The sequence below is a fragment of the Rhodococcus wratislaviensis genome (assembly GCF_900455735.1).
Taxonomy (GTDB): Bacteria; Actinomycetota; Actinomycetes; order Mycobacteriales; family Mycobacteriaceae; genus Rhodococcus_F; species Rhodococcus_F wratislaviensis.
Genome location: NZ_UAUI01000029.1, coordinates 249,615 through 260,772, shown reverse-complemented (window position 1 = coordinate 260,772; position 11,158 = coordinate 249,615). Strand labels below are relative to the sequence as shown.

The following is an 11,158-nucleotide window of genomic DNA, read 5'->3' as shown; positions in this document are numbered from 1 at the left end:
TGCACAACGTTCCCCCGAGGATCTCCGGGCGCAGCTGATGAAGCTGGGGTTCGGCCTGTTCCAGCAACTCCCTCATCCGGCTCGCGTCGGTGGTATGGCCCTCCATGACCTGAACGAATGTCGCGTCGTCCGAGCCTCCACCCATCCACTCCATCACGTCCGGGCAGTCCATGAACGACACGGCACCGTCGAAGCACCGCTCGGTCTCCGCCCACCACGCGCCCTGTTCGGGACGCTCACTGTTGCGCCGGGCGGCGTCGGCCGATTCGAAACGCGCGAGCGCGATGAACGTTCCGTCGTCGCACAATCCCTGAGTGCAGCCCAGGAAGCCCGTCGCTCCCGGTCGGACGTCTTCGGTCCAGCGGTCCATGCACCGGCGTAGGCCTGCCTCGTCCGACACCTTTCCCTGAATTACCTGAATGAACATCGATGTCTCCTCCCGCGGGACGTCGCCCCGCAGTGAGAACGATCTCTCGGTGACCGACCCGTCGCGGTCCACCGTCAGCGGGCACCGACGGCCCGCGGCCGCAGCCACTGCACGCTCAATCCTTCGCCGGTTCGCTACACCACGCAATGCAGCCAGGGTCCGCCTGTGCCGCTATTTTCCCTGCCATTGCGGAATGCGCTTGTCGACGAACGCCTGCATGCCCTCCTGGGCGTCGCACGTGACGGCGTTGGTGGCCATCGTCTCCGCCATCGCCGTGTAGGCCTCGCCCTGAGGAAGCTCGATCTGCCGGTAGAACGCCTGCTTGCCGATCTTCACGGTGAGCGGGCTGGCCTTCGTGATCTTCGCGGCGAGAGCCCGGGTCTGCGCATCCAGTTCCTCGGGTGCGACGACCAGGTTCACCAGCCCCCAGTCCGCGGCGGTCTCCGCCCCGATCGTCTCCCCGGTGAGCAGCATCTGCAGGGCGCGCTTACGTCCGATCGCGCGGCTGAGGGCCACCATCGGGGTGGAGCAGAACAGGCCGATCCTCACCCCCGGCGTCCCGAACACGGCGTTCGACGACGCGACGACGAGGTCGCACGACGCCGCGAGCTGACAGCCCGCCGCGACGGCCGCGCCCTGGACGGACGCGATGACCGGTTGGGGAATGTCCTGCACGGTCTGCATCATCTCGACACAGGTGTCGAAGATGGCCTGCTCGTCCTCGAGTGTGCGGCCGATCATCTCCTTCAGGTCGTGGCCCGCGGAGAACACCGGTCCGGCAGCCCTGATGACGACGACGCGGGTGGTGTCGTCGTCGCCCAGCTTCCGCAGGGCCGCGGTGACGTCCCGCATGGCCTCGGACGACAGCGGATTGCGCTGGTCGGGGCGGTTCAGGGTGAGGAACGCGACGCCGGTGTCCGGCTCGGCACTGATCTCGACGAAGTTCTCGGTCATGACTAATGACTACCATCCGTGAGTACTTGTCAACCGCCCGCGGTTAACAAGTACTCACGGGTGGAGCAATGCGGGCCCGCACCTCACCGAAGCCGATGCGGGTGCCGTTCGGGCCGGGTGCGGTGGCCGAGATGGCGATCTCGTCGCCGTCCTCGAGGAACGTGCGCTTCTCGTCCCCGACGACGACAGGTTCCTGACCACCCCAGGTCAGTTCGATGAACGCGCCGCGCTGGTCCTTCTCCGGTCCGGAGATGGTGCCCGACGCGAACAGGTCGCCCGTGCTGGCGGCGGCGCCGTTGACCGTGGTGTGCGCGAGCATCTGCGCCGGCGACCAGTACATCTGCGCATACGGCGGTCGCGACACGACGTGTCCGTTCCATTCGACGGCCAGGTCGATGTCCAGGCCCCACTTCTCCTCGCCGCGCAGGTACGGCAGCGGCTGCGGATCCTGCGTCGGGGTGTCGATGCGGGCCGCCTCGAGCGCGTCGAGGGGAACCACCCAGGGTGAGACGGACGTGGCGAAGCTCTTCCCGAGGAACGGGCCGAGCGGCACGTACTCCCAGGCCTGGATGTCGCGTGCGGACCAGTCGTTCACCACGACCGCACCGAACACATACTCCGCGAACTGATCCGGGGTGATGGTCTCCCCCAGCTTCGTCGGGACGCCGACGACGAAACCCATTTCTGCCTCGATGTCGAGGCGGCGGGACGGCCCGAAGTCGGGGGCGTCCTGATCCGGCGACTTGCGCTGTCCGCACGGCCGGATGACGTCGGTGCCCGACACGATGACGGTGCTCGACCGCCCGTGGTATCCGACCGGCAGGTGCTTCCAGTTGGGCATCAGCGGCTCGGAGTCGGGGCGGAACAGTCGTCCGAGGTTGGTGGCGTGATTCTCGGACGCGTAGAAGTCGACGTAGTCGGCGACGGCCACCGGCAGGTGCATCGTCACCTCGTCGACCGCGAACACCGCGGTGTCGGCGACGTCGCCCTGCACGAGTTCGGTGATCTGCCTGCGGACCTCGGTCCAGCGGGCCCTGCCCTGCGCCATGAAGGCGTTGAGGGTGGGCTGCGCGAAGACGTCGTCACCCAGGGTGGCGGCGAGATCTACGACGGAATCTCCCACCCGCACTCCGACCCGGGGGGCCGAGTCTGCGGTCGAGAACACGCCGTACGGCAGGTTCTCGATCCCGAAGAGGGAATCGGCGGGGATGTCGAGGACGGTCATGCGTGGGCTCCTTGATCTGCGGAGGCGAGGGCGGAAGACGGCACGAGATGCAGTGCGACGAGATCCTCGAGGGGTTCGAGGATGCTGCACGTGCCGAAGGATCGGAAGGCGGTGCGAACGGCGCGGACGACGTCGGCCGGGAGGTCGCGCAGTTCGCGGGCGAGCAGAGCGCCCTCACGTTCGGCGAGGGTGGCGGCCACCTCGTCGACACCGGCGCCGCCGAGTGCGTGCCGGGTGGCGAGCAGCACGTTGAGGAAACCGTGCTGTTCGAATCCCGTGTGCGGATCGGTGTTGCGGACGGCGTGGTGCAGCCCGGCCGTGGCCTTGAACGGAACGCCCGACGCGATGACGGCGGTCAGAGCCGACGCGAGTTCCGCCTCGTCCGGGTAAGCCTCGGCGACAACGCCTCCCGTGCGGAATTTGGCCGCGAACGAGCCACCGACAAGAGCGGCGAGGAAATCGGCCCTGCGCTCGCCGCGCGGCACCTCCACGAACACGTCGAGGCCTGCGGTCTGGGTTTCGACGGCGTCCATCGCGGCGAAGAACTCCGCGGCCGTCTGTTCGGCGGGCGCAGCGATCTCGAGTGCCACCGCGGTGGCACCGCCGATCTGCGCGAGACGGTCGAGTGCGGGTTCGAGCGTGGCCGGACCGCCGGGCAGCGTCAGGCTCAGCTCGAGCGAACCGGGCGTCAGCTCGTCGAGCCTGGCGACCGGAAAGACGAAGGGACCGACCAGATCCGCGTACGGCGCCGACCGGTGCCTGGCATGTGCGGGTAGGGCGTCGGGCAGGGGTACGTTCCCGGGCGGGAAGAGCGCGGCGTCGTCGCAGAGGCCGGCGAAGAGGGCGGAGATCACTTCTTCGGCCCCCGCCCCGCCCACGTCCACGCGTAGCCCGAGTCCTCGCAGGCCAGGGCGCCCTCGCCCAGCTCGAGCGGGCGGAACGTGTCGACCATGACGGCCAGTTCGTCGAAGAACTCGGCGCCGATGCTGCGTTCGTACGCGCCCGGCTGCGGACCGTGCGCATGCCCGCCCGGGTGAATCGAGATCGAACCCTGGCCGATGCCGGAACCCTTGCGCGCCTCGTAGTCCCCGCCGACGTAGAACATGATCTCGTCGGAATCGACGTTCGAGTGGTAGTACGGCACCGGAATCGACAGCGGGTGATAGTCGACCTTGCGGGGCACGAAGTTGCAGATGACGAAGTTGTTGCCCTCGAACGCCTGATGCGCCGGCGGCGGCTGGTGCACGCGCCCGGTGATGGGCTCGTAGTCGGAGATGTTGAACGTGTAGGGGTAGAGGCACCCGTCCCAGCCCACGACGTCGAAGGGGTGCTGCGGGTACACCATTCGCGTGCCGACGATTCCGTGCGATGTGCGGTGCTTGACGAGCACCTCCACGTCGGCGCCCTCGACCTGCAGTGTGCCGGACGGCCCGTGCAGGTCGCGCTCGCAGTAGGGCGCGTTCTCGAGCAGCTGACCGAACCTGGACAGGTAGCGCTTCGGCGGGACGATGTGGCTGTTGGCCTCCATCGCGTAGGCGCGCAACGGTTCCGGACCCTGCGGGATCCAGCGGTGAGTCGTCGACATCGGAATGAGGACGTAGTCGCCCTGCTTCGCCTCGAGCGCGCCGAACACGGTTTCGACAGTGGCGGAACCGGATTCGACGTACACCATCTCGTCGCCGATCGCGTTGCGGTACAGCGGCGACTCCTTTGCGGCGACCACGTAGGAGATGCGGACGTCTGCGTTGCCGAGGATCAACCGGCGCCCGGTGACCACGTCGGTGTCGGCCCAGACCGTGTCCGGGAACAGGTCGTGCAGCTTCAGGTGGCGCGGCTTGAGCGGATGATTGGGGGTCGTGCTCTGGTCGGGCAGCTCCCACACGGTGGCATCGACGATCGCCGACGGGATGTGGCGGTGGTAGAGCAGTGAGGAGTCGGAGGAGAAGCCCTCTTCTCCCATCAATTCCTCGAAGTAGAGCTGACCGTTGTCGTCACGGTGCTGGGTGTGCCGCTTGGGCGGGATGTTGCCCACGTGCCGATAGAACGCCATGACCGGCCTCCCTAGAAGTGCGTGTCCGTAGTAGTAAACACATTAACTAAATTACGGGCGTGATGGCAAGCACAGGTTTTCCGGGAGGCACAGCAGGGTCAGTTACGCCCGCGGACGTCGAACTGGCTGCGATTGGTGATCAGCTTGTCGAGCAGCATGACGAGAATGCGCTGCTCCGGTTCGGTGAGAACGCTTGCCCACGCGTGTTCGCGCTCGTTCTGCTCACGGTAGATCTCACCGATCTCGCTCCGGCCCTTCTCGGTGAGCGACAACTGGACGGACCGGCCGTCCCGCTCGTCCGGGGTCCGCTCCATCAAACCACCGCCGACCAGCGTCTTCGTCAGATTCGAGACGGCCGCCCTGCTCATGCCGGTGAGCTTGGCCGCCGTCTTCGACTCGACGGGACCGGCCAGCCATGTCACGAACATCAACCGGAACGCCGACCACGACAGGCCACGCGGACGGTGGATCGACGACTCCAGGTCGTACGTCACCACGTTCGACGCGCGGTTCAACGTCAGGAGGACCTGGGTGGCGAGTTCGTGCGTCGAGCCGTATTCCGTGCTCAGGCGCCGGTTCGCCAGTTCGATGAACGACCAGAAGTCGAGGCCGTCGGGCACCTCGACGGGCACCGGCGCTGCGTCATCGGTCATGGGGGAACCCTATCGCGAGCGGGTGGCGGGCCCGGTGCCCGCCACCTCCGCTTTTAGTATATCTATGAACTAGTTGATGTTGTTGCCTCTTCCAGTTCGACCGGGGCCTTCTTCGGGATCTTCAGGAACGCGAGCATGACGGCACAGATCAGCAGGCACGCGATCGGGAAGTACAGGCCGATGGTGACGTTGTCGGCGGTGGCGTTCTTTCCGATGACGTAGGGACCGAAGAATCCGCCCATCGCGGCAATGGTGTTGATGGCCGCGAGACCGACGGCTGTCTCGGCGCGGGTGAGCACCTGCGCCGCCATCGCCCAGTACGGCGCCATGTACCCGAGAACACCGACAGCCACCATCGACAGCGACGTCAACGCCAGCACCGGCGAGTGCCGGAAGACAATGGTGCCGAACAACCCGACAGCGGCAAGAACCATCAGCCCGATGACGAAGAGCTTCCGTTCCCCCGTGCGATCCGAGTAACGGCTGATCAGCAGCATTCCGACAGCACCGACCACGAACGGGACCGCGCCGAGGAATCCGATGTTGGTGGCCGAGTAGCTCGGATCCATCTGCTTGACGATCTGGGGAAGGAAGAACGTGAAGCCGTACAGCCCGCAGGCGGCGAACAGGTTCGCGAAGGCGAGGTGCAGGATCTTCCGGTTCTTGATCGCGCCGAGCTGCTCCTTCACACCCGCGTGGGTTTCGGGCTCCTGGTACTCCGCGGTGATCTCGTCCTCGAGCCACTCGGATTCCTGCGTGGTCAGGAACTTCGCCTCACGCGGCCGGTTGGGCAGGTACACGAGGACGATCAGGCCCAGCACGATCGTCGGCGCACCCTGCAGGATGAACACCCAGCGCCAGCCGCTCATGTCGAACCAGGAGATGTGGTCGAGGATCAGACCGCCGGTGAAGGACCCGATGATCATGGCGATCGGCTGCGCCATGGCCATCATTGCGATGGCCCGGGCACGCTCCCCGGAGCGGAACCAGAACGTCAAATACAGCAGCAGACCGGGGAAGAGACCCGCCTCGGCGATGCCGAGGGCAACGCGAGCCACGTAGAGCTGAGTGACACTGTTGACGAATCCCATGATCACGGTGACGATGCCCCACGTGATCGCGATGCGGGCCAGCCAGATGCGCGCGCCGAACTTCTTCAGCGCCATGTTGGAAGGGATCTCGAACACGACGTAGGCCAGGAAGAAGATCGACGCCACCGCGCCGAACGTTCCGACCGTGATGCCGAGTTCGTGCTGCATCCCCAGCTGCGCGTAGCTGATGTTGGTGCGGTCCATGTAGTTGAAGATGTACAGCAACATGACGAACGGAAGGATCCGGTACGACACCTTCTTCAACGTTCTCGCACCGATTTCGCTGTCGGGGACAGCGGAGCGGGAAACTCCCATGACATTCTCCTATGAGGGGTGGGGACCTTGTGCGGCCTTCGCCGCGTTTCGGCCCGCGATGCGGCCCATGGTCAGAGCGTTGGCCACCGCGTTGCCGCCACCGACATACCTGAGTCCCAGGATGCCTGCTCCGGCTTCGCCCGCTGCGTAGAGGCCCGGAATCGGGCATCCTCGCACGTCGACGACGGCGGCGTTTCCGTCGATTTCCAGGCCCGCGTGGGTGCACACGAGTTCGGCGGGAAGGATCTGCGCGGCGTAGAAGGGGGCCTCGCCGATCGGGTCGGGGTTCTCGTCCGAACCCTTGTTCCGGAGCGTCCGATGCCGCAGGAAGTCCGCGTCGACGCCGGCGGGTAGCTGGTCGTTCCACCGGGCGACGGTGGCGTCGAGGGCGTCGGCGGGAACCCCGATCTGCTCCGCGAGGTCCGTCAGGCTGCCGGCGCTGAACGTGCGTCCGGCCGCCACCTCGTCGGCGATCCGTTCGGGTGTCCAGTCGGCGTACCCGGGCGCGAGGTTCACGCGCGCCTTCTCGTCGAAGATCATCCAGGCGTATCCGCCCTGGGCTTCGATGATGCCCGTGGACACCGCGTAGGACGCGTCCTCGTCCATGAACCGCCGGCCGTCCCGGTTGACGTACACCCGTGACTTGGGCGGGAACCCGGACTGCCAGTGATGGAACCGCTGGAAGTAGACGGTCGGGAGCATGAGCCCCCAGCCGTCGCCCGTGACGGCGGCGTCGACGGCCCGCCCGAAACGGAGGTGGTCTCCCCGACTGCCGGGTGCCGCGACCACGAACAGCGAGTCGCCGGCGTTGTTCGCGGCCGGGTAGTGGCGATCGATGAGTTCGGGGTCCTGCGCGAACCCGCCGGACGCGACGACGACGGCGCCTGCCCGGACCTCGATGTCGTCGGCGACGACTCCGACGACTCGGCCGTCCTCCTCGATCAGCTTCTGTACGCGGGTGTTCAGGATCGCCTCGATGCCGTGCTCGCGTCGCGCCCTGTCGAGCACCTGCACGAGACCGTAACCCTGGTCTTTCGGGACGTGGCCCCGCCAGACGTCCTCGACTCCGGCCTGGCACAGGCCGGGCTGGTGAGCGTTGGCGGAGACCACCGCCGGAACCTCGACGCCGAGTTCGATCAGCCATTCGAGGGTGGGGCCGGCGTTCTCGCAGAATGTGCGGATCAATCCGGGTGCCAGCATCCACTGGTTGAGGTCCATGTAGTGCTGGAAGAACTTCTCGGCGGAGTCCTCGACACCCAGACCGCGCTGCACGCTGGTGCCGGCCGCGGTGAACAGTCCCGCCGACAGTTGCGTCGAACCGCCGAGTGCGGTCTCCGACTCGAACAGCAGCACCGTGGCACCCTGTTCGGCGGCGGAGACGGCCGCGGCGAGTCCGGCTCCGCCCCCGCCGACGACGATGACGTCGAAGTCGTCGCTCATGAAAGGTTTGCTCCCGTCTCGGCAATGATGCGGTGGTACAGGCCGTTCGACACGAGGCCGCCGTCGATGGTGACCTCGCTTCCGCTCATGTAGGTGGAGCGGTCGGACAGCAGGAACAGGACGGCGTCCGTGATCTCGTCCGGGGTGCCCATGCGACCGAAGGGAATGCTGTCGACCGCGGCCCGGACGAAGTCGTCCGCGCCACCGAGCAACGCCGTGCTCACGAGACCCGGATGCACGGAGTTGACGCGGATGCCCCACTGGGCAAAATTCCCGGCCGCCGACTTCGACAGCCCGGTCAGTCCCCATTTGCTCGACGAGTACGCGGGCGAGAAGTAGCCGATCTGCCCGGAGATCGACGAGATGTTGACGATGGAGCCGCCGCCGCTGTCGCGCAGGAGCGGGGCGACTGCCTTCATGCCGTAGAAGGGCCCGAAGAGGTTGATCCTCATGGTCAGTTCCCAGACGTCGTCGGGAGTGTCCATGAATTCCAGTCGGCGCGAGATACCGGCGTTGTTGACCAGTCCACCCAATTCGCCTCGGGTGTTGCGGATCTCGTCGACGACCCGGGCCCAGGCGGCGGTGTCGGTGACGTCGAGTTCGTGTGCGGACGCCGATCCCCCTGCCACCGTGATCTCCTCGACGACGGTCGAGCAATCCGCCACGTCGGCAATACATACGTGTGTTCCCCTGGCCGCGAGGGCGCGGGCGTGATTCGCACCCATGCCGCCGGCGGCTCCGGTGATCAGGACGACGCCGGGGTAGTTCACCGACTCAGACATGACGCGAACCGCCGTCGACGGCGATGCTGTGCCCCGTCACGTAACGCGCGCTGTCCGACAACAGGAACAGCAGCGGGCCGAATACCTCTTCCGGCGAGCCGAGACGGTGCAGCGGGACCACATCGAGGGCGTGCTTCAGTGCGGCGGGGTCGTCCTGCACCCACTGTGTCATCGCCGTGTCGATGTATCCCGGTGCGATGGAGTTCACGCGAATACCCTTGTCCCCGAATTCGACCGCGAGCGATTCGGTGAGGTGCGCGACCGCCGCCTTCGACGTGCAGTACGCGCCGCGTCCCTTCCGGACCCGGAGCGCCGACACGGACGACATGTTGACGATCGCACCGCCGTGTTGCATGTGGCGGGCCGCGGCCTGAGCGCCGAAGAGGACACCCTCGACGTTGACGGACAGCGTGGCACCGATCTGTTCCGGGGAGATCTCCTCCGCCAGGGCGAAGGGGAAGATTCCCGCGTTGTTGATCCAGAAGTCGATGCGGCCGAACTCCTTCAGCGCCACCTGCGCGAGAGCCTCGTGCTCCTCCGCTTTGGTGACGTCGATCCGCGCGCCGACGACGGTCCCGGCCTGATCGGCCAGGGACTTCGACGCGAGAGCGGTCGTGATCTCCTCGGCGGTGAGCTTCATCTGGTCTTCGTTGATGTCGGCGCCGACCACGTGGACGCCCTGGGTGGCGAGGCCGGATGCGAACGCCGCACCCATCCCCTGGGCTGCGCCGGTGACCACCGCGACCTTGCCTTCCATCTCCGGGTACCGCGCGGTCATCTGCGCGGTCACGGTCCGGCCGGGGTTGGTCTGGTCTGCACTTGCGGTCATGGTGTTCTCTTTCTCTGTCATCTCGAAAATGTGTTCTCGGCCCAACGGGCACTACGCAGCGTCGTCGCGCCGTATGTCGCGGCGGGCGATCCGCCACCGGTCACCGACCGGCACCACGCGATCGGTGAGGGTGGTCATCCGCACGAGTCGCGAGTCGCCACCGATCGAGGTGGCAACGATCTGCAGGTAGGCCCGCACGGTGGCGGCGCCGTCGCGAACCTCGTCGATCACGACGTTGGTCATCACGTGGCGGTGGACCTCGTTCGCGGCCCGTGCCCGGGTATGGAACCGTTCCGCGAATGCGATCAACGCGTCCGTGCCCGCCACAGGCTCCGGGTAACTGGGGGAATGGAATTCGCCGTCGTCCGTGAACGTCTGCGCCCACCCTGCGGCGTCGCCACCGTCGATGAGGTGACTCTGCCGCCCGTACAGCTGGTGCAGCCGAGCGACGGTCACCGCATCGACGGACCCGGTACTACTGCTCATGGAGTGCTCCCTGGACCTGTTCCGCGTCAGTCGCGGCACTTGCCCTACTCGAAGTGTTTGTGCGATAATCGCACGCACTGTGCGATATGATGAAAGAGTAGGTGTCGCACCTCACAGACGTCAAGGAGGGTGGGCAAGACAGTGAGCACGACCGACGAACGGCCGCCGGAACATTCACGCAAAAGCGCAGTTCAGCTCGATTCGGGAATGTCGAAAACCCTCCACCACGGACTCGAGATTCTCGAGTTGCTGACGGCCCATCCGCACGGACTGTCCGTCACGGAGATAGCCGACGGGATCGACGTCCACCGGACCGTCGCGCATCGGCTGATCCGAACCCTCGAAGCACATCGACTCTGCCGGAAGGACGGATTCAAACGCGTCACGCTCGGTGCGGGACTGGTGACCCTCGCCGAACCCGTCGAGCAGGATCTGCGCACAGTGGCACGACCCGTACTCGAAGAGCTGGCCGACGCAGTCCAGGCCACCGTGCATCTCGTCGTCCGCGAGAACGCGACGGAAGTCCGGGCCCTGATGGTGGTGGAACCGCGCAGCGCGAAGGTTCACGTCGCGTTCCGTCCCGGCCAGGTCGATCCCGTCGACCGCGGTTCGGCGGGACTGGCGATCCTCGCCGCGCTCCCCGCGGTCGAGGGTGAACGCGAAGAGGTGACCGTGGCCCGAGCTAGGGGCTACGCCGTCACCGACGGCGAGGTGATCCCGTCCGTACTCGGTGTCTCCGCGGCCATTTCCGGGCGGCGCGGCGATGCACTCGCGAGCGTGGGCGTGTCGATCTTCGAGATGCCCGACGAGGAGTCGCTGGGTTCAGCGGTCGTGGACGCCGCCCGCACGCTCGGCAACCTGCTGCGCTGACCTGTGAGTACTTGTTAACGCCCGGCGGTTGACAAG

Annotated in this window: 12 protein-coding genes; 1 reads left to right on the top strand and 11 read right to left on the bottom strand. The window is 66.5% G+C overall.

The window, feature by feature from the left end; all coding sequences use genetic code 11:
* The 11 genes from DTA22_RS35870 to DTA22_RS35820 form a co-directional block, all read right to left on the bottom strand.
* Positions 1-427, bottom strand: a 427-nt coding sequence (locus DTA22_RS35870; RefSeq protein ID WP_112302567.1) for a hypothetical protein, incomplete at its 3' end; no start/stop codon positions are given.
* Between the two features lie 171 nt (positions 428-598).
* Positions 599-1,381 carry an enoyl-CoA hydratase gene (locus DTA22_RS35865; protein ID WP_112302549.1) on the bottom strand — a complete coding sequence of 261 codons (783 nt, stop codon included), beginning with the start codon at positions 1,379-1,381 and terminating at the stop codon, positions 599-601.
* A 43-nt stretch (positions 1,382-1,424) separates the two neighbouring features.
* The gene (gene fahA / locus DTA22_RS35860; RefSeq protein ID WP_037230822.1) at positions 1,425-2,606 is read right to left on the bottom strand and encodes a fumarylacetoacetase; all 1,182 of its coding nucleotides are present in this window, start codon (positions 2,604-2,606) and stop codon (positions 1,425-1,427) included.
* Positions 2,603-3,460, bottom strand: a complete 858-nt coding sequence (locus DTA22_RS35855) for a hypothetical protein (protein WP_037231033.1) — start codon at positions 3,458-3,460, stop codon at positions 2,603-2,605. Before DTA22_RS35855 ends, fahA begins: the two co-directional genes overlap by 4 nt.
* Complete coding sequence (locus DTA22_RS35850) at positions 3,457-4,656, bottom strand: homogentisate 1,2-dioxygenase (RefSeq protein WP_112302548.1); 1,200 nt, start codon at positions 4,654-4,656, stop codon at positions 3,457-3,459. The genes DTA22_RS35855 and DTA22_RS35850 overlap by 4 nt, the downstream gene beginning before the upstream one ends.
* Positions 4,657-4,754: 98 nt before the next feature.
* On the bottom strand, positions 4,755-5,309 hold the full coding sequence (locus DTA22_RS35845) for a MarR family winged helix-turn-helix transcriptional regulator (protein WP_005261372.1): 555 nt from the start codon (positions 5,307-5,309) through the stop codon (positions 4,755-4,757).
* 62 nt (positions 5,310-5,371) lie between these two features.
* Complete coding sequence (locus DTA22_RS35840; RefSeq protein ID WP_112302547.1) at positions 5,372-6,715, bottom strand: MFS transporter; 1,344 nt, start codon at positions 6,713-6,715, stop codon at positions 5,372-5,374.
* Positions 6,716-6,724: 9 nt separating this feature from the next.
* On the bottom strand, positions 6,725-8,155 hold the full coding sequence (locus tag DTA22_RS35835; protein ID WP_037230829.1) for an FAD-dependent oxidoreductase: 1,431 nt from the start codon (positions 8,153-8,155) through the stop codon (positions 6,725-6,727).
* Entirely contained in the window at positions 8,152-8,937 is a 786-nt protein-coding gene (locus tag DTA22_RS35830; RefSeq protein ID WP_037230831.1) for an SDR family NAD(P)-dependent oxidoreductase, read from the bottom strand. The genes DTA22_RS35835 and DTA22_RS35830 overlap by 4 nt, the downstream gene beginning before the upstream one ends.
* Positions 8,930-9,766: an SDR family NAD(P)-dependent oxidoreductase gene (locus DTA22_RS35825; RefSeq protein ID WP_112302566.1), complete on the bottom strand. Its 837-nt coding sequence runs from the start codon at positions 9,764-9,766 to the stop codon at positions 8,930-8,932. Before DTA22_RS35825 ends, DTA22_RS35830 begins: the two co-directional genes overlap by 8 nt.
* Positions 9,767-9,817: 51 nt before the next feature.
* Positions 9,818-10,252 carry a nuclear transport factor 2 family protein gene (locus DTA22_RS35820; RefSeq protein ID WP_037230833.1) on the bottom strand — a complete coding sequence of 145 codons (435 nt, stop codon included), beginning with the start codon at positions 10,250-10,252 and terminating at the stop codon, positions 9,818-9,820.
* A 207-nt stretch (positions 10,253-10,459) separates the two neighbouring features.
* Here DTA22_RS35820 and DTA22_RS35815 point away from each other — a divergent pair, with 207 nt between their 5' ends.
* The gene (locus tag DTA22_RS35815; RefSeq protein WP_174233913.1) at positions 10,460-11,122 is read left to right on the top strand and encodes an IclR family transcriptional regulator; all 663 of its coding nucleotides are present in this window, start codon (positions 10,460-10,462) and stop codon (positions 11,120-11,122) included.
* The last annotated feature ends 36 nt before the right edge of the window (positions 11,123-11,158 follow it).

What these genes read in the sequence shown, in the direction of transcription:
- DTA22_RS35865 (WP_112302549.1), bottom strand. Translation starts at nt 1,381, where the DNA reads ATGACCGAGAACTTCGTCGAGATCAGTGCCGAGCCGGACACCGGCGTC.
- fahA (WP_037230822.1), bottom strand. Translation starts at nt 2,606, where the DNA reads ATGACCGTCCTCGACATCCCCGCCGATTCCCTCTTCGGGATCGAGAAC.
- DTA22_RS35850 (WP_112302548.1), bottom strand. Translation starts at nt 4,656, where the DNA reads ATGGCGTTCTATCGGCACGTGGGCAACATCCCGCCCAAGCGGCACACC.
- DTA22_RS35845 (WP_005261372.1), bottom strand. Translation starts at nt 5,309, where the DNA reads ATGACCGATGACGCAGCGCCGGTGCCCGTCGAGGTGCCCGACGGCCTC.
- DTA22_RS35840 (WP_112302547.1), bottom strand. Translation starts at nt 6,715, where the DNA reads ATGGGAGTTTCCCGCTCCGCTGTCCCCGACAGCGAAATCGGTGCGAGA.
- DTA22_RS35835 (WP_037230829.1), bottom strand. Translation starts at nt 8,155, where the DNA reads ATGAGCGACGACTTCGACGTCATCGTCGTCGGCGGGGGCGGAGCCGGA.
- DTA22_RS35830 (WP_037230831.1), bottom strand. Translation starts at nt 8,937, where the DNA reads ATGTCTGAGTCGGTGAACTACCCCGGCGTCGTCCTGATCACCGGAGCC.
- DTA22_RS35825 (WP_112302566.1), bottom strand. Translation starts at nt 9,766, where the DNA reads ATGACCGCAAGTGCAGACCAGACCAACCCCGGCCGGACCGTGACCGCG.
- DTA22_RS35820 (WP_037230833.1), bottom strand. Translation starts at nt 10,252, where the DNA reads ATGAGCAGTAGTACCGGGTCCGTCGATGCGGTGACCGTCGCTCGGCTG.
- DTA22_RS35815 (WP_174233913.1), top strand. Translation starts at nt 10,460, where the DNA reads ATGTCGAAAACCCTCCACCACGGACTCGAGATTCTCGAGTTGCTGACG.